General features: G+C 72.9%; 20 protein-coding genes. 9 read left to right on the plus strand and 11 right to left on the minus strand.

What is annotated here, in order from left to right; all coding sequences use genetic code 11:
• Positions 1 to 19 precede the first annotated feature (19 nt).
• The 3 genes from Plo01_RS12115 to Plo01_RS12125 all read left to right on the plus strand — a co-directional run bounded on the left by Plo01_RS12115 (position 20) and on the right by Plo01_RS12125 (position 5,990).
• Positions 20 to 2,554: a glycoside hydrolase family 9 protein gene (locus Plo01_RS12115; RefSeq protein ID WP_203890632.1), complete on the plus strand. Its 2,535-nt coding sequence runs from the start codon at positions 20 to 22 to the stop codon at positions 2,552 to 2,554.
• A 143-nt stretch (positions 2,555 to 2,697) separates the two neighbouring features.
• Positions 2,698 to 4,263, plus strand: coding sequence for a cellulase family glycosylhydrolase (locus tag Plo01_RS12120; RefSeq protein ID WP_203890633.1), 1,566 nt, complete (start codon positions 2,698 to 2,700; stop codon positions 4,261 to 4,263).
• 98 nt (positions 4,264 to 4,361) lie between these two features.
• Positions 4,362 to 5,990, plus strand: a complete 1,629-nt coding sequence (locus Plo01_RS12125) for an endo-1,4-beta-xylanase (protein WP_203890634.1) — start codon at positions 4,362 to 4,364, stop codon at positions 5,988 to 5,990.
• Positions 5,991 to 6,044: 54 nt separating this feature from the next.
• Here Plo01_RS12125 and Plo01_RS12130 read toward each other — a convergent pair whose 3' ends face one another.
• The 3 genes from Plo01_RS12130 to Plo01_RS12140 form a co-directional block, all read right to left on the minus strand.
• The gene (locus tag Plo01_RS12130; protein WP_203890635.1) at positions 6,045 to 7,205 is read right to left on the minus strand and encodes an NAD(P)/FAD-dependent oxidoreductase; all 1,161 of its coding nucleotides are present in this window, start codon (positions 7,203 to 7,205) and stop codon (positions 6,045 to 6,047) included.
• Between the two features lie 45 nt (positions 7,206 to 7,250).
• Complete coding sequence (gene sigJ / locus Plo01_RS12135; RefSeq protein ID WP_203890636.1) at positions 7,251 to 8,150, minus strand: RNA polymerase sigma factor SigJ; 900 nt, start codon at positions 8,148 to 8,150, stop codon at positions 7,251 to 7,253.
• A 133-nt stretch (positions 8,151 to 8,283) separates the two neighbouring features.
• Positions 8,284 to 8,967 carry an SGNH/GDSL hydrolase family protein gene (locus tag Plo01_RS12140; RefSeq protein WP_203890637.1) on the minus strand — a complete coding sequence of 228 codons (684 nt, stop codon included), beginning with the start codon at positions 8,965 to 8,967 and terminating at the stop codon, positions 8,284 to 8,286.
• Positions 8,968 to 9,393: 426 nt separating this feature from the next.
• Between Plo01_RS12140 and Plo01_RS12145 the strand changes: the two genes are divergently transcribed.
• Complete coding sequence (locus Plo01_RS12145) at positions 9,394 to 9,900, plus strand: hypothetical protein (RefSeq protein WP_203890638.1); 507 nt, start codon at positions 9,394 to 9,396, stop codon at positions 9,898 to 9,900.
• Here the strand turns inward: Plo01_RS12145 and Plo01_RS12150 are convergent.
• Positions 9,858 to 10,895, minus strand: a complete 1,038-nt coding sequence (locus tag Plo01_RS12150) for a neutral zinc metallopeptidase (protein ID WP_203890639.1) — start codon at positions 10,893 to 10,895, stop codon at positions 9,858 to 9,860. The genes Plo01_RS12145 and Plo01_RS12150 overlap by 43 nt on opposite strands.
• 131 nt (positions 10,896 to 11,026) lie before the next feature.
• On the opposite strand from Plo01_RS12150, the gene Plo01_RS12155 reads away from it, so the two are divergent.
• From Plo01_RS12155 to Plo01_RS12165, 3 genes are all read left to right on the plus strand, one after another.
• Positions 11,027 to 12,691: a DUF2207 domain-containing protein gene (locus Plo01_RS12155; RefSeq protein ID WP_239316180.1), complete on the plus strand. Its 1,665-nt coding sequence runs from the start codon at positions 11,027 to 11,029 to the stop codon at positions 12,689 to 12,691.
• 109 nt (positions 12,692 to 12,800) lie between these two features.
• The gene (locus Plo01_RS12160; protein ID WP_203890640.1) at positions 12,801 to 15,458 is read left to right on the plus strand and encodes an ATP-binding protein; all 2,658 of its coding nucleotides are present in this window, start codon (positions 12,801 to 12,803) and stop codon (positions 15,456 to 15,458) included.
• A gap of 90 nt (positions 15,459 to 15,548) precedes the next feature.
• Complete coding sequence (locus Plo01_RS12165; protein ID WP_203890641.1) at positions 15,549 to 16,355, plus strand: class I SAM-dependent methyltransferase; 807 nt, start codon at positions 15,549 to 15,551, stop codon at positions 16,353 to 16,355.
• An 84-nt stretch (positions 16,356 to 16,439) separates the two neighbouring features.
• Here the strand turns inward: Plo01_RS12165 and Plo01_RS12170 are convergent, their stop codons facing one another.
• On the minus strand, positions 16,440 to 17,390 hold the full coding sequence (locus Plo01_RS12170; protein ID WP_275415376.1) for an asparaginase: 951 nt from the start codon (positions 17,388 to 17,390) through the stop codon (positions 16,440 to 16,442).
• A gap of 72 nt (positions 17,391 to 17,462) precedes the next feature.
• Here Plo01_RS12170 and dtd point away from each other — a divergent pair, with 72 nt between their 5' ends.
• Positions 17,463 to 17,888 (plus strand): D-aminoacyl-tRNA deacylase, encoded by a 426-nt coding sequence (dtd, locus tag Plo01_RS12175; protein WP_203890643.1) that lies wholly within the window; start codon positions 17,463 to 17,465, stop codon positions 17,886 to 17,888.
• Between the two features lie 114 nt (positions 17,889 to 18,002).
• Here the strand turns inward: dtd and ygfZ are convergent, their stop codons facing one another.
• The 4 genes from ygfZ to Plo01_RS12195 form a co-directional block, all read right to left on the minus strand.
• Positions 18,003 to 18,986, minus strand: a complete 984-nt coding sequence (gene ygfZ, locus Plo01_RS12180; RefSeq protein WP_203890644.1) for a CAF17-like 4Fe-4S cluster assembly/insertion protein YgfZ — start codon at positions 18,984 to 18,986, stop codon at positions 18,003 to 18,005.
• 106 nt (positions 18,987 to 19,092) lie between these two features.
• Positions 19,093 to 19,506: a Fur family transcriptional regulator gene (locus Plo01_RS12185; RefSeq protein ID WP_203890645.1), complete on the minus strand. Its 414-nt coding sequence runs from the start codon at positions 19,504 to 19,506 to the stop codon at positions 19,093 to 19,095.
• A gap of 484 nt (positions 19,507 to 19,990) precedes the next feature.
• Entirely contained in the window at positions 19,991 to 20,296 is a 306-nt protein-coding gene (locus tag Plo01_RS12190; RefSeq protein WP_203890646.1) for a DUF2470 domain-containing protein, read from the minus strand.
• A 125-nt stretch (positions 20,297 to 20,421) separates the two neighbouring features.
• A complete protein-coding gene (locus Plo01_RS12195; protein WP_203890647.1) occupies positions 20,422 to 20,928 on the minus strand; it encodes a heme-binding beta-barrel domain-containing protein in 507 nt (168 codons plus the stop codon).
• A 90-nt stretch (positions 20,929 to 21,018) separates the two neighbouring features.
• Here Plo01_RS12195 and Plo01_RS12200 point away from each other — a divergent pair, with 90 nt between their 5' ends.
• Positions 21,019 to 21,381, plus strand: coding sequence for a DsrE family protein (locus Plo01_RS12200; protein WP_203890648.1), 363 nt, complete (start codon positions 21,019 to 21,021; stop codon positions 21,379 to 21,381).
• 85 nt (positions 21,382 to 21,466) lie between these two features.
• Here Plo01_RS12200 and Plo01_RS12205 read toward each other — a convergent pair whose 3' ends face one another.
• Together Plo01_RS12205 and Plo01_RS12210 are read right to left on the minus strand one after the other, a co-directional pair.
• Entirely contained in the window at positions 21,467 to 22,186 is a 720-nt protein-coding gene (locus tag Plo01_RS12205) for a type 1 glutamine amidotransferase (protein WP_203890649.1), read from the minus strand.
• Entirely contained in the window at positions 22,176 to 23,468 is a 1,293-nt protein-coding gene (locus tag Plo01_RS12210; RefSeq protein ID WP_203890650.1) for a MurT ligase domain-containing protein, read from the minus strand. Before Plo01_RS12210 ends, Plo01_RS12205 begins: the two co-directional genes overlap by 11 nt.
• Positions 23,469 to 23,529: the final 61 nt, after the last annotated feature.

Consider the following 23,529-nt stretch of genomic DNA (forward strand, 5'->3'; position numbering starts at 1 on the left):
TCCCCGAGAGGCACCCCCGATGAAGAAACCCCTGGCGGTGCTCGCCCTGACGGCCCTGACGGCCGTCCCGGCGCCCGCCGTCGCCTCCGCCGCCTCCGGCCCCTCCGCCTCCGCGGCGGCGACGTTCAACTACGGCGAGGCGCTGCAGAAGTCCATCTGGTTCTACGAGGCCCAGCAGTCCGGGAAGCTGCCGAGCTGGAACCGCGTCTCCTGGCGCGGCGACTCGGCCCTCGACGACGGCAAGGACGCCGGGCTCGACCTGACCGGCGGCTGGTACGACGCGGGCGACCACGTGAAGTTCGGCCTGCCGATGGCCTTCACCACGACCGTGCTGGCCTGGGGCGCGGTGGAGTACCGCGACGCCTACGCCGACTCGGGCCAGCTCACCCACCTGCTGAACAACCTGAAGTTCGTCAACGACTACTTCATCAAGGCGCACCCCTCGCCGAACGTGCTCTACGGGCAGGTCGGCCACGGCGGCCGGGACCACGCCTGGTGGGGCCCGGCCGAGGCGATGCCGATGGACCGGCCCGCCTACAAGATCGACGCCACCTGCGGCGGGTCGGACCTGGCCGGTGAGACGGCGGCGGCGATGGCGGCCTCGTCGATCGTCTTCCGCCCGACAAATCCGACTTATGCTGACACGCTGGTGAAGCACGCGCGGGAGCTCTACACCTTCGCCGACACCGTGCGGAAGAAGTACAGCGAGTGCATCACCGACGCCCAGGGCTACTACAACTCCTGGAGCGGCTACAACGACGAGCTGGTCTGGGGCGCGATCTGGCTGCACCGGGCCACCGGCGAGGCGTCCTACCTGACCAAGGCCGAGTCGTACTACGACACCCTCGGCACCGAGCCGCAGTCCACGACCAGGTCCTACAAGTGGACGATCGCCTGGGACGACAAGTCCTACGGCGCCTACGTGCTGCTGCACAAGCTCACCGGCAAGCAGCGCTACCTCGACGACGCCAACCGGTGGCTGGACTACTGGACGGTCGGGGTCAACGGGCAGCGGGTGAACTACTCGCCGGGCGGGCAGGCCGTACTCGACCGGTGGGGGTCGCTGCGCTATGCGGCCAACACCTCGTTCGCGGCGCTCGTGCACGCCGACTCGATCACCGACACCACCCGTAAGACGAGATATCACGACTTCGCGAAGCGGCAGATCGACTACGCCCTCGGCGACAACCCCCGCAACTCCTCCTACGTGGTCGGCTTCGGCGCCAACCCGCCGAAGAACCCGCACCACCGCACCGCGCACGGCTCCTGGACCGACCAGCTCACCAACCCGGTCGAGACCCGGCACACCCTGTACGGCGCGCTCGTCGGCGGCCCGCCCTCGCCCGACGACGCCTACACCGACAAGCGCGACGACTACGTGATGAACGAGGTCGCCACCGACTACAACGCGGGCTTCACCGGCGCGCTGGCCCGCCTCTACAAGGAGTACGGCGGGACCCCGGCGGCGAACTTCCCCGTCGAGGAGACCCCCGACGGCCCCGAGATCTTCATCGAGGCCGGGGTGAACGCCGCCGGGAGCACCTTCACCGAGATCAAGGCGATCGTCCGCAACCAGTCCGCCTGGCCCGCGCGGAACCTGACCGACGGCTCCTTCCGCTACTACTTCACCCTCGACGGCGACACCGCCGCGAGCCAGATCACGGTCTCGTCCGCCTACAACCAGTGCTCGGCCCCGACCGGCCCGACCCTGCTGTCCGGCAAGACCTACTACGTCACGATCAACTGCTCCGGCACCTCGATCTCCCCCGCCGGCCAGTCGCAGCACCGGCGCGAGGTCCAGTTCCGCATCGCCAGCTCCGGGACCTGGGACCCGTCCAACGACTGGTCGTACAAGGGCGTGTCCACCACGCCGGGCTCGACCCCGGTGCGGGTGGACAACATCACGGTCTACTCCGGGAGCACCAAGATCTGGGGCAACCCGCCCGGCGACGAGCCGCCGCCCGAGGACGACGAGATCGCGCCCTCGAAGCCCGGCAAGCCCGCCGTCTCCGCGATCACCGGCAGCACCGCCCGGCTGACCTGGACGGCCTCCACCGACAACGTGGGCGTCACCGGTTACGACGTCTACCGGGGCTCCGCGAAGGTGGGAACCGCCTCCGGGACCTCCTTCGACCTGACCGGGCTGTCCCCCGCGACGCCGTACACCGTGCACGTGGTGGCCCGGGACGCCGCGGGCAACTCCTCCGAGGCGTCGGAGAGCACCTCGTTCACCACGACCGACGCCCCACCCGGCGGCTGCTCGGCCGTCTACAAGGTGACCAACTCCTGGCAGGGCGCCTTCCAGGGCGACGTCACCGTCACCAACCAGGGCAGTTCCGCCGTCAAGGGCTGGACCGTCACCTGGAAGTTCGCGAACGGCCAGGTGATCAGCCAGCTCTGGAACGGCGCGCACACCCAGACCGGCGCCGACGTCTCCGTCAGGAACGTCGCCTGGAACGGCGGTCTGGCCCCGAACGCGTCGGCGTCGTTCGGCTTCACCGCGAGCCAGAGCGGCACCAACGCCGTCCCGACGGTGACCTGCACCGCGAGCTGACGCCCCGCTGAGGAACACCCCGGGAAACACCCTCTCCCAGAAACACCCTCTCCCAGAGAACACCCCACAAGCCCCGGCCGGGCGTAGCGGACCCCTCCGCCCGGCCGGGCCCCCTCCCTGAAGGCTCCCTCCTGAGGTAGGTCATGAGAGCACGACTCACCATCGCGGCGCTCGCCGCGACCGTCGCCTCGGTCTTCGTCGCGGCATCCCCCGCCCACGCCGACACCGGCATCCACGTGAGCGACGCGAAGATCGTCGAGGCCGACGGCACACCGCTCGTCATGCGCGGCACCTCCCACGCGCACACCTGGTACCCGTCCCAGACGAGCTCCTTCGCCGGGATCAAGTCCCTGGGCGCCAACGCCGTACGCGTGGTGCTCAGCGGTGGCCGGTGGACCGCCAACAGCGCCGCCGACGTGGCGAACGTCGTCTCGCTGTGCAAGCAGAACAAGCTCATCTGCGTGCTGGAGAACCACGACACCACCGGGTACGGCGAACAGAGCGGCGCCTACACCCTCGACCAGGCCGTGAACTACTGGATCAGCGTGAAGAGCGCGCTGGAGGGCCAGGAAGACTACGTCATCGTCAACATCGGCAACGAGCCGATCGGCAACAACGCCGTCACCCCGGACTGGACCACGGCCACCGCAGGCGCGATCAAGCGCATGCGGGAGGCCGGGTTCGACCACGCGCTCATGGTCGACGCCCCCAACTGGGGCCAGGACTGGCGCTTCGCCATGCGGGACAACGCCAAGACCGTCTTCGCCGCCGACCCGGACCGCAACACGATCTTCTCGATCCACATGTACGGCGTGTTCGACACCGCGGCCGAGGTCACCGACTACCTCCAGGCGTTCCAGACCGCCGGGCTGCCCCTGGTCATCGGCGAATTCGGGTTCAACCACTCCGACGGCGACCCCGACGAGGACACGATCATGGCCCAGGCGCAGGCGCGGGGCCTGGGCTACTTCGGCTGGTCCTGGAGCGGCAACGGCGGCGGCGTCGAGTATCTCGACCAGGTCACCAACTTCAACGTGAACGCGCTGACCACCTGGGGGCAGCGCCTGTTCAACGGTCCCAACGGCATCGCGCAGACCGCCGTCGAGGCCAAGATCTACGGCGGGGGCGGCGACCCGGACACCGAGGCGCCCACCCGGCCCGGCAAGCCCGCCGCCTCCGCCGTCACCTCGACCGGGGCCACCCTGACCTGGACCGCCTCCACCGACAACCGGTCCGTCGCCGGTTACGACGTGTACCGGGGCGCCACCAAGCTCGGTTCCTCGGTCACGAACTCGCTCGCCCTGACCGGCCTGAGCCCGGAGACGGCCTACACCGTGCACGTCGTCGCCCGCGACGCCGCCGGGAACGTCTCCGCCGCCTCCGAGACCGCCTCGTTCACGACCACCTCGACCCCGCCGAGCGACTGCGCGGCCGCCTACAAGCTGGTCAACTCCTGGCCGGGCGGCTTCCAGGGCGAGGTCACGGTCACGTGCGCCGCCGCCGTGACCTCGTGGAAGACCACGCTGACCTACCCGGCGGGCGTGAAGGTCACGCAGAACTGGAGCTCGGCCCTGTCGGCCTCCGGCACCGCCTTCACCTTCTCCAACGCCGCCTGGAACGGCTCCGTCCCGGCCGGCGGCTCGACCACCTTCGGCTTCATCGCCTCCTGGACCGGCACGGGCGCCCCGCCCGCGCCCGTCGTCTCCTAGTCCCGAGGGGGTGCGGCCCGCGCCGTACCCCCTCCCCTCGGCCGGTTTCCGAAAGTTTCTGTCTACAGCCGAACATTTCTGTCTCAGGAAGGGACCCCATGTCCAGACTCCGCAGAGCGCTCCTGACCGGGGCGCTCACCGTCCTGCCGGTCGCGACGGTCCTGCTGCCCGCCGTACCGGCCCACGCCTCGGACACCCTGCGCGCGCACGCCGAGGCGCGCGGCAAGTTCATCGGCACCGCCGTGGCGACCTCACCCCTGGCCAACGAGAGCGCCTACCGCACCATCGCCGCCTCGGAGTTCAACCAGATCACCGCCGAGAACGCGATGAAGTGGGACGCCACCGAGCCCAGCCAGAACCAGTTCACCTTCAGCGGGGCCGACCAGATCATGGCCTTCGCCGAGGCGAACGACCAGCAGGTGCACGGCCACACGCTGGTCTGGCACAGCCAGACGCCGAGCTGGGTGCAGAACCTCGGCGCCGACGCCATGCGCTCGGCGATGCAGAACCACATCGCCAGGGTCGCCGGGCGCTACGCGAGCAACCCCGTCCTGAAGTCCTGGGACGTGGTGAACGAGGTCTTCGAAGAAAACGGCAGCATGCGGAACTCGTTCTGGTACCAGAAGCTGGGCGACAGCTACATCGCCGACGCCTTCCGGTACGCCCGCGCGGCCGACCCCGACGCCGAGCTCTGCATCAACGACTACAACGTCGAGGGGATCAACGCCAAGAGCACCGCCATGTACAACCTGGTCAGGACGTTGAAGGCGCAGGGCGTGCCGATCGACTGCGTGGGCCTGCAGAGCCACCTGGCCATCCAGTACGGCTTCCCCGGCCAGGTCCAGGAGAACATCCAGCGCTTCGCCGACCTCGGGGTGAACGTCCGGATCACCGAGATCGACATCCGGATGCAGATGCCCAGGGACGCGACCAAGGACGCCACCCAGGCCACCTACTACACGAACATGGTCAAAGCCTGCCTGGCGGTGACGCGGTGCACCGGCATCACGATCTGGGGCTTCACCGACAAGTACTCCTGGGTCCCCGACACCTTCTCCGGCCAGGGCGCGGCCCTGATCTACGACGAGAACTACGGCAGGAAACCCGCCTACACCGCCGTCCACGACGCCCTGGCGGGCGGGACCACGCCGGACGACACCACGCCGCCCTCCACGCCGGGCAAGCCGGCCGCCTCGGCGGTCACCGCCACCGGGGCCACCCTGACCTGGACGGCCTCCACCGACAACCGCGCCGTCACCGGCTATGACGTCTACCGGGGCGCCACCAAGCTCGGCTCCTCGGCCACGAACTCCGTCACCCTGACCGGGCTGACCCCGGAGACCGCCTACACCGTCCACGTCGTCGCCCGCGACGCCGCCGGCAACACCTCCGCGAACTCCGAGAGCACCACCTTCACCACCACCGCGGGCTCCGGCACCGGCTGCACGCCGGCCTACCGGGTGGTCAACTCCTGGCCGGGCGGCTTCCAGGGCGAAGTCAAGATCACCTGCGCCGGTCCCGTCACCTCGTGGCGGGTCACGCTGACCTACCCGGAGAGCGTGCGGATCACCCAGAACTGGAGCTCGACCCTGAGCAGCTTGGGCACCGCCTTCACCTTCTCCAACGCCGCCTGGAACGGCTCCGTCCCGGCCGGCGGCTCGACCACCTTCGGCTTCATCGCCTCCTGGACCGGCACGGGCGCCCCGCCCGCACCCGTCATCTCCTGAGGCATCTCCTGAGGCCGGTACGGCGGGCGGCCCGGTCCGGGCCGCCCGCCGGGCTCAGGTGAGGCCCGGCACACGGCCGATGGCGGCCGGGTGGCGGGCGCCGAAGCGCAACGTGCGGACGGTGGAACGCACCACCTGCTCCTTCACCCACGCCGCCGCCCGTCCCGTCAGCACGAGATCCCGCGGCTCGTCCTCGCGGCTCAGGACCTGGATCAACCCGTCCCCGCGGCCGAGGCTGACGCACTTGAGCCAGTACCGGAACCGCAGCGGTCCCGGCCGGTCGCCGCGCGCCTCGCGCAGCAGCGTCCCGGCGGCCTGGGACCCGGTCGGCATCGCGGTCGCGCACGCCATCCGCAGCCCGGCGCACGCGTCACCGGCCACGACGACCTCCGGATGGGAGACCGACCGCAGCGCCTCGTCGACACGGACGCGCCCCGATGCGTCCAGTTCCAGGCCCGCCTCCGCCGCGAGCCCGGTGTTGGCCGCCATCGCCGACGCCCACACCACGACGTCGGCGTCGATCGCGTCGGGCGACTCCACGGCCGTGCCCTCCTCGACGCGCACGCCCAGCCGCGCCAGCGCCGCCCGCACGTGCGCCCGTCCCCTCCCGGAGAGGTCGGGGCCGACTCGTCCCGCGGTCAACAGCCGTATCCGCCACTCCGGGTGCGCTTCGGCGAGTTCGGCGGCCATCTCGATCCCCGTCAGGCCGCCGCCGACCACGGCCAGCCCGCCGGGGCGGCCGGACAGCGCCGCCGCGAGCCCGGCGGCGGTCTCGGCGGTGTACACACGTGCCCCGCCCGGGCTCGCGGTGCGGCTGCCGAGGGCGTACACCAGCCGGTCGTACTCGACCTCCGTCCCGGCGGTCACGTGATCGTCCGTCCCGCCGCCGGGGCCGTCCGTCCCGCCGCCGGGGCCGTCCGTCCCCCCGCCGTGGTCGAGGCGGACCCGCCGCGCGGCCAGATCGATGCCCACGGCCCGGGCGCGTACGTGCGTGACGCCCGTCCCGGCGAGCAGGGTCTCGTACGCGTGCCCCACGGACGCCCGGCTACCGGCCGCCAGTTCGTGCAGCCGGACGCGTTCGACGAAGTGGGCGCGCGGGTCGGCGAGCGTCACGCGGTGGTGCGGCGCGAGGCGCAGCGCCGCCGCGAGCCCGGCGTAACCGCCTCCGAGGACGACGATCCTCTGCCGGGCGGGATGGGAGTTCTCCGTGGTCATGCCCTCCAGACGACGCAGCCCGCCGGACTGTGACGGTGACCCGGGTCACCCTCCCGGAGAGGTCCGCGGCCAGGGGTCCGGGACCGCCACGTGCCGCAGCTTGTCCGGATTGGCGATCATGATGACCTCCACGAGCCGGCCGCCGGTGACGGTGAACGCGAGCACGCTCTTCCACCTCCGCGCGGCGTCGGCGACGACCAGACCGGGCGCGCCGTTGACCTCCCGGACCGCGATCCGCGTGCTGTCCGGGTCGAACCCGCGCGCGAAGCGCCGGACCAGGCCGGCGACGCGCTCGGCGCCGGTGACGGGCACGCGGGCCGCGATCACCTTGCCACCGCCGTCCGACCGCCACACGACATCGGGATCGAGCACGCTCAGCAGGTTCTCGAAGTCACCGCCCGTGACGGCCCCGACGAACGCCTCGACGACCCTGCGGTGCTCGGCCAGGTCGATCGGCCGGTGCGGGGCCTCGGCGCGCACCCGCTTGCGTGCCCGTGACGCCAGCTGCCGTACGGAGTCCGGGCTTCTGCCCACCACGCCGGCGATCTCGGGGAACGGCACCGCGAAGACGTCGTGCAGGATGAACGCGGTGCGCTCGGCGGGCGTGAGCCGCTCCAGCACGGTCAGCAGCGCCATCGCCACGGACTCGTCCACGGTGACCCGGTCCTCGGGGGAGACGTCGTCGGTGACCAGCGGCTCGGGCAGCCAGGGCCCGACGTACACCTCGCGCCGCGCCCGGGCGGAGCCGAGCCGGTCGTAACAGATGCGGCTCACGACCCGGGTCAGGTATGCCTGCGGGTTGTCCGCCTCGCCCGCGGGCAGCGACTGCCAGCGCAGCCATGCCTCCTGGACGGCGTCGTCCGCGTCCATCACCGACCCGGTGATCCGGTACGCGATGCCCCAGAGCCGTCCCCGCTGCTCCTCGAAGTCCGCCAGTTCCGCCACCGCGCCGCCTCTCCCCGGTCCAGAGCATGCCTCACCCGACCAGACGACGCAGCCCCGGTGACTGTGACACGCACCGGACCGGACCCCGGTGGTGACCGTGGCCGTGACGGGTGCCGGTGGCGTGCGGGCCGGATCAGGGGGCGACGTGCACGCCGTTCTCGCGCAGGGCGGCGACCAGCCAGCGCCCGATGTGGACGTGCCCTTCGAGGGTGGGGTGCACGCCGTCGGGAAGGGTCGTGCCCGGCCCCCAGTCCCGGCCGAGCGGGTCGAGGAAGGTCACGCCCGCCTCCCCGGCGGCGTGTTCGAGGGCGTCCCGCACGTCGTAGGCCCACGGGGGCGCGGCCCCCATCCACAGGGGTCCGATCACCAGGACCCTGGTGGCCGGCCAGTGCCCGCGGGCCATGTCCAGCAGCCGCGCGGCGGCCTCGTGGACCTCGCCCGGCGGGGTGCCGCGGTCGTTGTGACCGCCGGAGACGATCAGCAGGTCGGGCGCCGGGCGCCAGGCGAGCTCGTCGGCGAAGGAGTCCTCGAAGGTCCGGTCCACCCGGCCCGGGTTGACGAAGCCGGTCCCGCCCGCCCCCGCGGTGATCAGCTGCCAGTCCAGCTCGCGGGCGGCCTGCGCGGCGTAGCTCTGCCAGCGCGTGACGGGGCCCGACCCGACGGTGAAGCTGTCCCCGATGATCATGACCACCGGAGCCCTGCCCGCGGGCGTCACCCCCGGAGCCTCGGCCCCGGGGACCGTCCTCGACGGCGCGGCCTGGTGGTCCGGCGTCGCCGGCCGTACCGCGGCCTCGCTCACCGGTACGGCCCCGCCCATTCCGCCACAACCTGAAATAAGGCACGAAATCACCAAAAGAACGACAGAGGGGGAGAAGGGACGTCGTTTTTCAGCAGGAGCGCGCATGCCACCTCGGAGCATTCTCGACCGCCGACACAAATGACGGCCCCGTGGCACGCCCGGCGTGTGCGCCGCGCGCCCGTCCCGGGCGGCCGCCCCCCTGCCGCCACCCGGAGAGACCGTCGTGAGCAGTGGTAATTCTATTCGGGCACGGGCAAGCGGCCACAGAAATCACGAGATGGAAAAACTTATCAATCGGCCGTCCAGGTATATCCCTCTATATGGGGTCAAACCCTCAAGGACGGTCCATCAAGCGCCGATTCATTCGCTGGAGAACGACAACCCTCCTGGGTATCAAGCCGTCAACAGTCTGGTACTCCACCCCCCGGACAGGAGGAGAGGCGCATGACTTTCGCGTACGGCCTGCCGTCAGGCTCCCGTCCCTATCCCGCCCGCCACGGTTGCGCGGCCCGGCGCTCCCGGCCGAAGAACATCCTCGGCCTGGCGTCGCTCGCCACGGGCGGGGTCGCCGTCCTCGCCGGGATCCTTCCCCTCGACCCGCTCGCCTCGGCCGCCCTCACGCTCGCCTCCGTCGCCCTCGGCTTCGCCGCCCTGGGCCGGGCGCACCGCGCCGGAGCGCACCGCGCCGGGCCGCGTCGCCCCGGAACCCGCCATACCGGGACTCCGCGCGCGAAGACCGGCTGGCCGGGCCTCGTCCTGGAGCTGACCGTCGGCGCCCTGGTGCTCTGGGCCTCGATCGTGCTCCTCACCGCCCTCGCCCAGGCGGGCGACCCCCGGGAGCGGGCCGGCGACCGCGAGCCCCGCGAGCTCCGCGGCGCCGCCGTGCAGTGCCTGCGGGACGGCGCCGGTCAGCTGACGTGCGAGGCGGGCGCGCTCCAGGTGTTGCAGTAACCCGGCCGGGCGTACTTCCAGCCGTGGTCCAGCCAGGCCGCGAAGTTCTGCCCGTTGCCGTGGTCGCGCTTGCCCAGCCCGTTCTGGTCGTCGCCGCGCCGGTAGTCCTGCTCCAGCACGGCCTGCCAGCGCGCCGCGGTGACGCCGAGCGGGACCCGCACGGTCCGGATGAAGGTCCCCGAGAAGCACTGGGCCTGCAGCTCCGCCCGGCGCGAGTGCGCGTCCTGGGCGGCCTTCGACCGCTCGGAGACCTCCCACCACCAGGCGCCGCCGATGCCCGCCATGGTCTGCACGTGGTGGCCGTACTCATGGGCGAGCACCGCCAGGTAGGGCACGTGGTTGCGGGCGGGGTCGGTCTGGCCGCTCTGCTGGATCACATGGGTCAGGCCGATGTACATGCCCCGGTTGGACGGGCAGTAGTAGGCGGCGGCGCCGGAGGCCGGGTAGCTCCCGCAGGGGCCGCGTCCGGGGCGTGCCCAGAAGACCCGGCGGGGCGCCAGGAAGACCGCTCCGGCCTGGGAGAACTTCGCCGACCAGGCCCGGTCCAGGCAGCCGGTCACCGCGTTGAGGTAGGCCTGCATGGCACGGGGCTGGGTCGAGGGCCGGGGGGCCCGGCAGCTGGTGGGGCGCATCACGCCGGTGCCGTACAGCGGGTTGCGCTTGAGCCGCACTCCGGTCTGGGAGCGGCTCATGGAGCGCAGGTCCACCCTCATGGTGCTGCTGGAGGCCAGCACGATCTCCGCGGCGCCGCCCGGCTCGCCCAGCGAGCCGAGTTCCAGCTTCTGCGGCGGCCGGTAGGACGGCGGGGCGATCCCGGCGCCCCCGTCGGAGGCCGGACCGGGCTGCTCCGTCGCCACCGGGCCCGCCCCGGGACCGGCCGGGGTCTCCGCATCGTCCCCGCCCGCCAGGGCGGCGACCACGACGACCACGGCGAAGGTCGTCGCGAGCACGCCGAAGGCGCCGAATGCCAGAGAGCTCGATCCGCGTGGGCGCATGGGGGGCCGCCTCTCCAAAGACTGGATCACCGGGCGGCAATCTACCGAATATCCCCATATGCCATCTCATCGACTTAAAAATCATGACTAGCCGTCATCGGGTGCGGCGGTTGTCGATAGGCTCCCGACCCATGGCGGGATCTTTCCTACACAGGGCGGCCGGTAGCCTGGCCGCGACGGCCACCCTCGTGATGGCCCTCGGCGCGTCCCCGGCCCTCGCGGCCGGCACGGCGGACACCTCCTCCGCCGCCGGCGTGGTGAAGAACGACCAGGTCGAGCTCCAGCTCCGGCAGAACGGCGTGCTTCACGTCAAGGAGACCGTCACCTTCGAAGGGACCCCGCCCACCCGGCAGCTGGTCGACCGCACCCGCTACGACGACGCCAGCGACCGGCTCTACCAGGTCAGCGGCCTCAAGGGCGACGCCACCCTGAGCGGCGGCGCGATCACCCTGAAGGGCGCCGGCACCGCCACGTTCGAGTACGACGTCACCGGCGCGGTGACCCCGCTGAACGACATCCAGGAACTGCGCTGGTACGCCGTGGGCAGCTGGTCGGTCCCGGTGGAGCAGGCCACGGTCAAGGTGACCGGCCCGGCCCAGCTGCAGAACCTGTCCTGCTTCGCAGGGGTGCTGGCCTCGGCGACCGCCTGCACCGTCGCCGCCCCGGACCACAACGGCACCGTCGCCGAGTTCGAGCAGCAGGACCTCGGCGCGGGCGAGATCCTCACCGTCGTCGTCGGCTACCCGGCGGGCGCCACCACCGGCGCCCCCGTCCTGGAACGCCGCTTCGAGCTCGCCAACTCCTTCACGCTCAACGCCCTCACCGGCGGCGCGCTGGCCGGTCTGCTGATTCTGATGCTCGGCGGCGTCGGCCTCCTCTACTGGACCCGGGGGCGCGACGCCCGCGTGGTCGGCCACGAGTCCGGCGCGCTGACCCCGATCGAGAACGGCCACTTCGCCCCGCCGGACGGCGTGCGCCCCGGCCAGATCGGCACGCTCATGGACGAGCAGGCCGACGTGATCGACGTGACCGCCACGATCGTGGACCTGGCCGTCCGGGGTTACCTGCGCATCGACGAGCAGCCCCGGCAGACCTACGACACTCCGGACTGGATGCTGGTCCGGATGCCCAGCGCGCCGGTCAACTCGCTGCTGCCGTACGAGCGGGCGCTGTACGACGCCGTCTTCGACGGCCGCGACGCCGTCCTGCTCTCCCAGCTCCGGGGCTCCTTCGCCGGCAAGCTCGGCAAGGTCCGCGACGCCCTCTACCGCGACGTGGTCACCCAGGGCTGGTTCGCCCGCCGCCCCGACGGCGTCCGCACCCGCTGGACGACGCTGGGCGTGGTGCTGATGGCCGCCGGAGTCCTCGGCACGGTGGCACTGGCCTGGTTCACCACGTACGGCCTGCTCGGCCTGGCGCTGATCATCGGCGGCGCGGCCCTGGCGGCCGGCGGCCAGTACATGCCCGCCAAGACCGCCAAGGGCTCCGCGGCCCTGGCCCACACCCTCGGCTTCCGCCGCTATCTCGCCGAGGGCTCCCTCAACGGCGAGATCCCCCAGGCCCAGCGGGTGGAGCTGTTCTCCCGCTACCTGCCCTACGCCGTGATCTTCGACAGCGTCGACCGCTGGGCCCGCGTGGTCTCCTCGGTCACCGGCAACGGCCAGCAGGCCGACAACCTGTACTGGTACCACGGCCCCGCCGAGTGGGACCTGTCCAAGTTCGCCGACTCGATGCGCACCTTCACCATGACCACCTCCGGCGCCATCTCCGCCACCCGCCAGTTCCGCTCCCTCTGACGCGGCGGCAGTCACGGAACACGAAGGCACGCGGGCTTCCGGGCCGGTGGCAGGCGCTGCACGGCGATGGGCTCTCCCGGCGGGGGGCCGCCGGGCGTAACGTCGCGGTGTGACGGAGCTGCTTGAGCGCTCGTCGCTGCTGGACGAGCTGAGCCGTGCGCTGACCGCGACGGCGGCGGGCGGGCGCGTCGTCCTGGTCGCGGGCGAGGCGGGCATCGGCAAGTCGGCGCTGGTCGGGCGGTTCGCCGAGCGGCACCGCGCGGACGCCCGGTTCCTGCTCGGGGCCTGCGACCCGCTGCTCACCCCCCGGGCCCTCGGCCCGTTGCACGACCTCGGGCGCCAGACGGGCGGCCGGCTGGCCGCCCTGCTGGCCGCCGGGAGCCCGCGCGAGCAGCTGTTCGCCGCGCTCCTCGACGAGCTGGACCGGAGGGCCCGGCCGCAGGTGGTCGTGGTCGAGGACGCCCACTGGGCCGACGAGGCCACCCTGGACCTGCTGGTCTTCCTGGGCAGGCGGCTGGAGCGCGTTCCGGCGATGCTGGTCGTCACCTACCGCGACGACGAGCTGGGCGCCGACCACCCGCTCCGCGGGGTCCTGGGCGTGCTGCCGCGGGCTCTGGTGCGTCGTGTGCGGCCCGGACCGCTGTCCGAGGCGGCCGTGGCGGAGCTGGCGCGGCGGGCCGGGCGCCCGGCCACGGGGCTGCGCGCCCTCACCGGCGGGAACCCCCTGCTGGTCACCGAGGTGCTCGCCACCGCCGACGCCGGTGTGCCCATGACCGTCCGCGACCTGGTGCTGGCGCGCCTGGCCGGCCTGCCGGCGGACGCGCGGGAGCTCGTACGGCTGGTCTCCGTGGTCCCGACCCCCGTCGAGCTCTGGCTGCTGGAGGCGGCCCTGAGGCCGGAACCGGCGACGGTGGAGCGCTGCGTCGAGGCCGGACTGCTGGTGATGGGCGAGGAAGCGGTCGGGTTCCGTCACGAGCTGCTCCGGCGGGCGGTGGAGGACTCGCTGTCGGCCCTGAGCCGCCGGGAGCTGAACCGCCGGATCCTCCGGGCGCTCTCCGCGACACGGGATCGGGAGGCGTACACCGCCCGGCCGGGCCGGGAGGTGGACATCGCCCGGCTGGTGCACCACGCCCGGCAGGCCGACGACGCCGAGGCGGTGCTGCGGCACGCGCCCGCCGCGGCCCGGCAGGCGGCGGCGGTCTCGGCCCACCGGGAGGCCGTCGAGCACTACCGGGCGGCCCTGGCGCACGCCGGCCGGCTTCCTCCGCGCGTCCGGGCCGAGCTGCTGGAGGGCTACTCGTTCCAGGCGTACGTGTCGGGGCTGGCCCAGGAGGCGCTGGAGGCCCACCGGACGGCGCTGCGCATCCGGGAGGCGGAAGGCGGCAGCCCGGAGCGGTTCGGTGAGAGCCTGCGGTGGTTGTCGCGCCTGGCCTGGTGGGCGGGGCGCCGGGCGGAGGCGGAGGCGGCCGCCGAGCGCGCGATCGCCGTACTCGAACGCCAGGAGCCCGGTCACCAGCTCGCGATGGCCTACAGCAACCAGGCGCAGCTCGACATGCTGGCCTACCGGACCGAGGCGGCGCTGGCCTGGGGGGCGAGAGCGATCGAGCTGGCCCGGAAGCTGGGCGATCAGGAGGCGCTGACCCACGCCCTGACCAACATCGGCTCGGCGAGGCGGATCGGCGGCGACCCGGGCGGGCGGGAGGACCTGGAGCGGGCGGTGGAGGCGGCGGTCGCCGCCGGGCTGGAGGACCACGCGGCCCGGGCGCTGGTCAACCAGGCCTCCTGTGACATGGAGTTCCGGGACTACCGCCACGCCCGCGAGGACCTCGACCGCGCGCTCGCCTTCACCCTGCGGCACGACCTGGCCGGCAACGCCCAGTACATGCTGGGGATGCGGGCGCGCCTGCGGCTGGAGCTGGGCGACTGGGCGGGCGCGGAGCAGGACGCCCGGACCGCCCTGGCCGGGCTGGAGCAGCGCCGGCAGGGCCCCAGGGCGGTGGACGCGCTGGTGACGCTGGGCCTGCTCCAGGCGCGCCGCGGCGATCCGGACGCCGACGGCACGCTGGAGGAGGCCGCCGCCCGCGCCATGCCCACCGACGAGCTGCAGTGGATCGGGCTGGTGACCGCGGCGCGCGCCGAGCACGCCTGGCTGAACGGCGAGCCGGACCGCGTCGCGGCCGAGGCCGCCCCGGGGTTCGCGATGGCGGTACGGGCCGGCCACCCCTGGTTCGCCGGGGAGCTGGCCTGCTGGTTGTGGCGGGCCGGCGCGCTGGAGGAGGTCCCGGCGGTGGCGGCCGAGCCGTACCGGCTGCTGACGGCCGGCCGCTGGCGGGCGGCCGCCCGTTTCTGGCACGCGCTGGGGTGCCCCTACGAGGAGGCGCAGGCGCTCGCCCTCGGGGACGACGAGGCGTGCCTGCGGGCGCTCGGGCTCCTGGACGGCCTGGGCGCCCGCAGGACGGCCCGGTCGCTCCGGCGCCGGCTCCGGCAGCGCGGCACCCCGCACGTCCCCCGCGGCCCGGCCCGGACCACGGCCGCCAACCCGGCCGGCCTCACCGGCAGGCAGGTCGAGGTGCTCGGGCTGCTGGCCGGGGGGCTGACCGACGCCGAGATCGCCGCGCGGCTGTCGTTGTCGGCCAAGACGGTCGGCCACCACGTCTCCGCGCTGCTCGCCAAGCTCGGCGTCGGATCGCGCCGCCAGGCCGCCGCGGCCGCCCGCCGGCTCGGGATCGTCCCGGGCGGAGATGGGGAACCGGGCGACCTGAATTAGGGAATCGCTCCCGATTTCACCTCCCAGAGGGCGTTTCTAGCGTTTTCCTGACCGACTTCACGGACAGGTCGTGACCAGGGAGGAACGGAAATGGACACCACCACCATCAAACAGAAGCAGCAGGCCGCCTGGGCCTCGGGGGACTACTCGGCCATCGGCACCCGCCTGCTGCCCACCGCCGAGCTCCTGTGCGAGGCCGTCGATCTGCGCGCCGGGCAGCGGGTCCTGGACGCCGCCTGCGGCAACGGCAACGCGGCCCTGGCCGCCGCCCGCCGCTTCTGCGAGGTCACCGGCGTCGACTACGTCCCCGAGCTGCTGGAACGCGCTCGCCGGCGGGCCCTCGCCGAAGGGCTGGAGGTGTCCTTCCAGGAGGCCGACGTCGAGAACCTGCCCTTCCCGGACGCCTCCTTCGACGTGGTGCTGTCCACCTGCGGGGCCATGTTCGCCCCGGACCAGGAGCGGACGGCCGCCGAGCTGCTGCGGGTCTGCCGGCCCGGCGGCCGGATCGGCATGGTCAACTGGACCCCCGACAGCTACGTCGGCGAGCTGTTCCGGGCCATCGGCCGCTACGTGCCACCGCCGCCGGGGCTGCGCCCGCCGGTGGAGTGGGGCGGCGAGGAGCGGCTGCGGGAGTTGTTCGGGCCCGGAGTGAAGATCTCGGCCCCGCGGCGGAGCTTCCGGTGGCGGTTCCCTTCGGCCGAACACCAGGCCGAGTTCTTCGCCAGCTTCTACGGTCCCACCCACAAGGCGCTCGCGGCGCTGGAAGCCGACCGCGCCGCGGGCCTCAAGGCCGAGATGGTGGAGACGGTCAAGCGCTTCAACGTCTCCGGCGACGCCACGCTGGTGCTCCGGATGGACTACCTGGAGGTCGTCGTCGACAAGCCCGCGACGCCGTAGCGGCGGCGGGCGTACTCCCTCGGGGAGGGTCTGGCGGCGTCCCCGGGGAAGCACGCCCCGCCGCGCACGGCGGGGAGGGGCCGCTCAGTCGGCGGAGCCCTGCGGTTCCCGGCGCAGGCGGATCTCTCCGACGGGGTGGCCGCCGCCGTACAGGGTGCCGGCGGCGAGATCGTCGAGTTCGGGGGCGTCGAGGCCCAGGGCGCGCAGGGCCGCCACGGTGACGGGGGTGCGGGCGCGCTGGCCGCCGTCCTCGATCTTGACCGTGCCCGCGCGGCCGTCCTCGAAGACGAAGGCGTCGAAGGCCTCGGCGCCCGCCTTGACCAGCAGGCCGGGGATCGCACGCATCAGCCGGGCCTCGGGACGGGCGGTGCCGGAGGTCCACTCGGGGTGGGCGCGGAAGGCGTCGGCGACGCGGCGCTCGGGGGTGCCTGGCTCGGCCAGGACGAGGGCGCGGAACGCGCGGGTCACGCCCAGCATGGAGACGAAGAACAGCGGGGCGCCGCAGCCGTCGACGCCGGTGGCCGCGACCCGTTCGCCGGTCAGCTCCTCGACCGTGGCGCGGATCGCCCGCTGCAGCGGGTGCGCCGGGTCGAGGTAGGTCTCCACCGGCCAGTCGTTGGCCGCGCAGGTGGCGAGCATCGCGGCGTGCTTGCCCGAGCAGTTCATGTAGATCCGAGCCTTCTCCCCGCCCGAACGCAGCACCTCCTCGCGCGCGGCGGCGTCCTCGGGCAGGTCCTCCGGGCAGCGCAGGACGCCCTCGTCCAGCCCGGCCCCGGCGAGGATCTTGCGGGCGCCGTCCACGTGGAACGCCTCCCCCGCGTGACTCGCGCACGCCAGCGCGAGCAGCTCACCCTCCAGCGCGAGCCCGCTGCGCACCATGGCGAGCGCCTGCAGCGGCTTCATCGACGAGCGGGGCGAGACCAGCGCGTCCACCGCGCCGTGCACCCGCGCCGGGGAACCGTCCGCCTCCACAGCCAGCATGCGTGCCCGGTGCGTGGACTCCACGAACCCCGATCGCACGACTTCGACAACCAACGACCCAGTAGACACCTTTGTCTCCTTTCGCCCCGAGTCTATGGAGACCTCGGAACACGGGATGATGGGGGCATGCGTGCGGTCGTTCAGCGGGTGAGTTCCGCGTCGGTGGTGGTGGACGGTGCGACGGTCGGGGCGATCGACGAGCCGGGGCTGCTCGTGCTCGTCGGGGTGACCCACACCGACACCCCGGCCGAGGCGGCGAAGCTGGCCGCCAAGCTCTGGGGCCTGCGGATCCTGCACGGCGAGAAGTCATGCTCCGACGTGGGCGCCCCGCTCCTGGTGGTCAGCCAGTTCACCCTGTACGGCGACGCCCGCAAGGGCCGGCGTCCCACCTGGCAGGCGGCGGCCCCGGGACCGGTCGCCGAACCGCTGGTCGAGGCGGTCTGCGCGGAGCTGCGCGCGCTCGGCGCGCACGTGGAGACGGGCGTCTTCGGCGCGGACATGAAGGTCGCGCTGACCAACGACGGCCCGATCACCCTGATCCTGGAGACCTGACGCCCGCGGATCCCGGAGATTCGGCGCCTGCGGATCCCGGAGACCTGGCGCCTGCGGATCCCGGAGACTTGATGTCCCCGGATCCCGGAGACCTGACGCCCGCGCCGGCGCCCTTCAGCGGATGCGGCGGCGCAGGGCGGGGTCGATCTGGACGTTGCGCCCGGCGTCCGGCGGGACGATGACCTCCTGGGCCGCCGCCACCCCGTCGGCCTGGAGCGGCGCGTCCACCGGTACGGTCCGCTTGACCACGGCCAGGGCGATCGGGCCCAGCTCGTGGTGGCGGGCGGCGCTGCCGACGAAGCCGACCTCGTTCTCGCCGTCGGTCACCGGGGCCCCGCGTCCGGGCAGCCGGTCGGCGCTGCCGTCCAGGTGCAGGAAGACCAGGCGGCGCGGCGGGTGGCCGAGGTTGTGCACCCGGGCCACCGTCTCCTGGCCCTTGTAGCAGCCCTTGGTCAGGTGGACGGCCGCGCCGATCCAGCCCACCTCGTGCGGGATCGTCTTGTGGTCGGTCTCGAAGCCCAGGCGGGGACGGTGGTCCTCGATCCGCAGCGCCTCGTAGGCCCAGAGCCCGGCCGGTCGCAGGCCGAGGTGCTCGGGGAGCAGCTCACGCGGGAGGAGCACGTCGTCGCCGACGAGGACCGCCCCGGCCGGGAGGGTGAGCCGCGCGCCGTCGATCACGCTGACCACCGCGTAGGCGTCCGTCACCTCGGCGACCTCGACCCGGAGCATGAAGCGCATCTTGTCCAGGAACGCCGCCAGCTCGCCCGCGGCGCCCGGCTCGACGTGCGCCCAGACGGCCTCGCCGTCGTCGACGAGCGTCAGGTGGTGCTCCACTCTGCCCTGGGCGTCCAGCAGCAGGGTCTGGGTGGCCTGTCCGGGCTGCAGATCGTTGAGCTTCTGCGAGCTCAGGTCGTTGAGCCAGCTCAGCCGGTCGGGCCCGGAGATCTTCACGATCTCGCGGTTGCTCCGGTCGACCACCGCCTCGCCGGCCAGCAGCGCGCGCTGCTCGGCGAACGGGTCGCCGTAGTGTCCGGCGACGTCGGCGTCGGGGGCGTCGGCGGCGACAGCGCCGGGGGTCTCCAGCAGAGGGCTTCGCATGCCCACAAGCCTATGCGGTGCCCGGCCCCGCGCCTCGGCCGCGTCGGTCTCGGCGGCCCCCCGCCCGCACGCCCTCGGCGACGCCCTCAGCGACGGGCGGTACCCCTCAGCGGCACTTGCGGCAGCGGCCGAAGACCGTCAGGTGATGCACGTCGGTGGCGAACCCCAGCTCCTGGTCGAGCCCGTCCACCAGGGTCTGCACCAGCTCCGGCCGGACCTCGCTGATCTCGCCGCACCCCCGGCAGACCAGGTGCACGTGGTCGGCGTCGGCCGCCAGGTGGTAGGTGGGGGCTCCGTGCCCGAGATGGTTGTGGGCGACCATCCCGAGCTCTTCGAGCAGTTCGAGGGTCCGGTAGACGGTCGAGATGTTCACCCCGCGAGCGGTCTCCCTGACCCGGTTGCAGATCTCCTCGGGGGTGGCGTGCTCCAGCGCCTTGACCGCCTCGAGCACCAGCTGCCGCTGCGGGGTGACCCGATAGCCGCGCGCCCGCAGCTCCTCATGCCACGACGTCTCGGTCATGTGCAGAGTCTAAATGCTGGCGCGGATCTGATCGGCGATCGGCGGGAAGCCCGTCGCGCCCGCCGTACCCCGCCGCCCGCCCAGACCCGGAATGCCCCTTCCCGCCTGCGCAAACTCACTTGTCGAATATTTACTTGCCCGGGCGGATCCGGTCGCATAACGTACGGATCACGCCGAAAGGAGGTGGTCCGAACAATGGTTGATCATAGTTGGGCTAGCGAGGTGGCTGTCCGCTAGGACGCCGCAGCTCCGGACTCTGTCCGGACGTCCTGCGACGTTCGGCGAATCCACGACAATCACCGGAACCCCGGGCTGCCGGAAGGCGGGAATCCCCCGCCTCTGGTCCATCCGGCCCTTCCGCCCCGCGCGGAAGGAAGCAGCCCGGGGTTCTCTCTTCTTCAGCGGCCGCCGCCTTTGCCGGCGGCCGCGACCTTTTTCCGGAAGCCTCGTTTCCGGAAGCCTCCCAGGATTCCGCTCCCAGGCTTCAGTGCTCCCCGCGGGCCGGGACCCCGAGCGCGGCGCAGGCCTCCCGGTAGAGGCGGACGACCTCCCAGCGGACCTGGGCGCGCTCGGTCAGCGTCGTGCTCCACGGGACGCGGACCCCGACCTCACCCCCGCCGACCACCGCGACGAACTCGATCGCCTCGGCGTCCACGCCCGACGTCCTCGCGGCGGTGGCCTCGGGCTGCCCGCCCAGGCCCCTGACGATCAGCAGCGCGTCGTCGGCGTGGTCGTCGTTCATGTGCCGCTTGATCGCCTCGACCGCGTCAGGCGTGAAAGGGGTGCTCATGCCCGGCATCGTAACCGCGACGGCGCCGGGACCGCCGCCGCACGCCCGGGGGCGGAACCGTCAGGCCTCGGGCGGGAGCCGTCAGGCCTCGGGTATGGAGCCGCCGGACACCGGGGGCGGAGCGGTCAGAGGTCGGGGACGAAGTCGCCCACGCGCTTGAGCTCGGCCGAGATGTGCGACTGGAGCGGCTTGCCCACCGCCGCCATGTCGTAGGCCCACATCAGGTTGCCGTTGACCAGGCCGTAGAGGCGCTGACCCGCGCTGTACTCCTTGGCGGTGGCGGTGCGCGCCACCACGTCCGTACGGAGCTCGATCTTGTGGAAGACCACCTCGCCGATGTAGATCTCCACGATGCCCGTCGGGTGCGACAGGCACACCTCCAGCTGGCGCTCGGGCAGCTGCCGCCAGAACCCGGTCTCGGTGCCCAGCGGCCGGACCCGGTTGCCCCCCTCGTCCAGCAGCCAGGTGCGGCTGGTGTAGGTCAGGAACGGCTTGCCGTTGTGCCCGAAGACGATCTCCTGGCCGAAGTTGAAACTCTCGATCGTCGGATATCCGCCGACCCCGGCCCCCTCCCACCGGCCCACGAGGAAGGAGATCGGCTCAAGGTCGGGATGCAGCTCAGGAACGTCCATGGCACCACAGGGTATCCAAGGGGATCCGCGGGGACGGCCCTGTCCCGCCCCGGCTCGCGCGGGCGCCCCGGACCCGAATAGTCTTCAAACATGGCACGATCATTAGTGATCAAAGTGACCGCCGGCTCGGACGCCCCGGAGCGCTGCAACCAGGCGTTCACGGTCGCCGCCGCCGCGCTGGCGAGCGGGGTCCCCGTCTCCCTCTGGCTGACCGGCGAGGCCTCCTGGTTCGCCCTGCCCGGCCGGGCCAAGGAGTTCGCCCTGCCGCACGCCGCCCCGCTGGACGACCTGCTCGAAGCGGTGCTGGCCGGAGGCCGGGTCACGGTGTGCACGCAGTGCGCGGCCCGGCGGGAGATAACCGTGGACGACGTGATCGAGGGCGTCCGCATCGCCGGGGCCCCCACGTTCGTCGAGGAGGCCCTCGGCGACGGGGTGCAGGCGCTCGTCTACTGACCCCGGTCCGGGGCCGGTCCTCCGGCCCCGGCCTGCCCTCTCGCCGCCGCACCCGCCGGCGGCGGACCGGGCGGCGGTGTGACCGTCAGGCGCGGGGCAGGGTCGCGGCGAGGCGCTCCTGGCGGAGCCGTTCGAACCAGACGTCGTCGATCGGGGCCGGCTGGGCGCCCGTCGCCCAGGTCAGCAGCAGGTCGGCCAGGCCGGGGTTGCGGGCCAGGGCCGGGCCGTGCAGATAGGTGCCGACGACCTTCCCCGCGTAGCAGCCCTCGGTGCCGTCGCCGTTGCCGGTGCCGACGACCGTGCGGGACAGCGGGCGCACGCCCGGACCGAGCCGGGTGACGCCCATGTGGTTCTCGAAGCCGGTCAGGGTCGGCACGCCGAGCGCCGGGTCGGTCTCGGCGACCAGCTCGCCGACGGCGCGCCCGGCGCCGCGCCCGCTGGCGATGTCGAGCAGCCCGATGCCGTCCACCGGCTGCCCCTCCTCGCCGCCGAACACGCTGCCCATGATCTGGTAGCCCGCGCAGACGGCCAGCATCGCGGCGCCCCGGGCGATGGCCCGGTGCAGCCCGCCGTCGCGGCGGAGCCGCTGGGCGGCGAGGATCTGCGGCCGGTCCTCACCGCCGCCGATCAGGTAGATGTCACCGCTCTCGGGCACCGGGTCGGCCGAGCGCACGTGCACGGTCTCGACCGGGATGCCCCGGCGCCGGGCACGCTGCTCCAGGACCAGGACGTTGCCCTGGTCCCCGTAGGTGCTCAGCAGGTCCGGGTAGATCCAGACGAGACGCAGGACGCTGTCAGACGGCACGACCGAACTCCGATCGAATCTGCTGGAAGGCGGTGTAGTTGGCGATCACGTCGACCTTGCCCGGCGGCTGGGCGGCCAGCGCCTGCGCGAAGGAGCCCATCAGCTGGAACGGCACGTCCGCCACCTCGAGGCGGAGCGCCAGGTCGAACTTGCGCTCCCCGGTCACGTAGACCGGCCTGCCCCGCAGCACCCGGTAGTCGACGTCCCACAACCAGGAGGTGTCGCGGCCGTCGGGGCCCTGGGCGTTCACCGAGAGGATCACCGGCAGCGTGGGGTCGAGCACGTCGAACGCCTCCAGCCAGCCCGCCGGGTTCTTGGCCAGCAGCAGGCGGGCGTGGCGGCCCTCGCGCTCCACCGTCGTGTAGCGGCCGGCGACCGACGTGACCTCGCGCAGGCGGGGCAGCGCCCGCTCGACCGGCAGGCCGAACGCCTCCGCGGTGGCCAGCGCGATCACCGCGTTGGCCCGGTTGGCCCGGCCGGGCAGCTGGATGTCGAGCGGCCAGCGCCGCCCGCGCGGGTCGATCGCCGTCTCGCCGTCGAGGATCCAGGACGGCTGCGGGCGGCGGAAGGAGCACTCGCGGCAGGCCCAGTCGTTCTCGTCCTGGGTGGCCGGGCCGACGACTCCGGAGACGTGGCCGCCGGGCGGGACGTAGTCCAGCCCCTTGCGGTCGAGCGGGCCGCCGCACTCGGGGCAGCACCAGGAGTCTTCCTTCCACGGCTGCCCGGCGGAGACCCAGGTCACCGAGGGGGCAGTGGACGCGCCCCAGGTCACCAGCGGGTCGTCCGCGTTGGCGATCACGTGGGTGTTCCGGCCCGCCAGCGCGCGGCGCCACTTCTGGGCCAGCAGCCAGATCTCGGCCGCCCGGTCCATCTGGTCGCGGCTGAGGTTCATCAGGACCACGACGCCCGCGCCGGTGGTGTCGATCACCTCGGGGAGGTACTTCTCGTCGACCTCCAGCACGCCGTACGGCGCGTCCTTGGCCGAAGAGAGCGCCGACACGTGGCCGGCGGGCATGTTGGCGCCGAAGGCGTTGGTGGCGACGTCGCCGAGCTCCTGGAGCGCGGAGGTGATCAGCCGGGTGGTGGTGGTCTTGCCGTTGGTCGCGCTCACCAGCGCGAGCCTGCGATCCTGCGCGAGCTTGCGGAGCAGGTCCGGCTCCAGGGCCAGGCCGACCCGGCCGCCGATCACCGACCCGTCGCCGCGCCCGGTCGCCCGGGACAACGTCGCGGCCGTCCGGCCCAGCGCACTGGCGAGCTGCGCCCGCAGCGGTAGCTGACTCATGCGCCGATACTACTGACTAACGCGCTGATCCCGGCCGCGCCGCCGTACGGCGTCCCCGGTC

The organism is Planobispora longispora, assembly GCF_016863135.1.
Lineage (GTDB): Bacteria > Actinomycetota > Actinomycetes > Streptosporangiales > Streptosporangiaceae > Planobispora > Planobispora longispora.

Coding starts and splice junctions, on each gene's coding strand:
- Plo01_RS12120 (WP_203890633.1), top strand. CDS start 2,698: ATGAGAGCACGACTCACCATCGCGGCGCTCGCCGCGACCGTCGCCTCG.
- Plo01_RS12200 (WP_203890648.1), top strand. CDS start 21,019: ATGGCACGATCATTAGTGATCAAAGTGACCGCCGGCTCGGACGCCCCG.
- Plo01_RS12210 (WP_203890650.1), bottom strand. CDS start 23,468: ATGAGTCAGCTACCGCTGCGGGCGCAGCTCGCCAGTGCGCTGGGCCGG.
- Plo01_RS12150 (WP_203890639.1), bottom strand. CDS start 10,895: ATGCGCCCACGCGGATCGAGCTCTCTGGCATTCGGCGCCTTCGGCGTG.
- Plo01_RS12145 (WP_203890638.1), top strand. CDS start 9,394: ATGACTTTCGCGTACGGCCTGCCGTCAGGCTCCCGTCCCTATCCCGCC.
- dtd (WP_203890643.1), top strand. CDS start 17,463: ATGCGTGCGGTCGTTCAGCGGGTGAGTTCCGCGTCGGTGGTGGTGGAC.
- Plo01_RS12115 (WP_203890632.1), top strand. CDS start 20: ATGAAGAAACCCCTGGCGGTGCTCGCCCTGACGGCCCTGACGGCCGTC.
- Plo01_RS12165 (WP_203890641.1), top strand. CDS start 15,549: ATGGACACCACCACCATCAAACAGAAGCAGCAGGCCGCCTGGGCCTCG.
- Plo01_RS12140 (WP_203890637.1), bottom strand. CDS start 8,967: ATGGGCGGGGCCGTACCGGTGAGCGAGGCCGCGGTACGGCCGGCGACG.
- Plo01_RS12195 (WP_203890647.1), bottom strand. CDS start 20,928: ATGGACGTTCCTGAGCTGCATCCCGACCTTGAGCCGATCTCCTTCCTC.
- Plo01_RS12130 (WP_203890635.1), bottom strand. CDS start 7,205: ATGACCACGGAGAACTCCCATCCCGCCCGGCAGAGGATCGTCGTCCTC.
- Plo01_RS12155 (WP_239316180.1), top strand. CDS start 11,027: ATGGCGGGATCTTTCCTACACAGGGCGGCCGGTAGCCTGGCCGCGACG.
- Plo01_RS12125 (WP_203890634.1), top strand. CDS start 4,362: ATGTCCAGACTCCGCAGAGCGCTCCTGACCGGGGCGCTCACCGTCCTG.
- Plo01_RS12190 (WP_203890646.1), bottom strand. CDS start 20,296: ATGAGCACCCCTTTCACGCCTGACGCGGTCGAGGCGATCAAGCGGCAC.
- Plo01_RS12185 (WP_203890645.1), bottom strand. CDS start 19,506: ATGACCGAGACGTCGTGGCATGAGGAGCTGCGGGCGCGCGGCTATCGG.
- ygfZ (WP_203890644.1), bottom strand. CDS start 18,986: ATGCGAAGCCCTCTGCTGGAGACCCCCGGCGCTGTCGCCGCCGACGCC.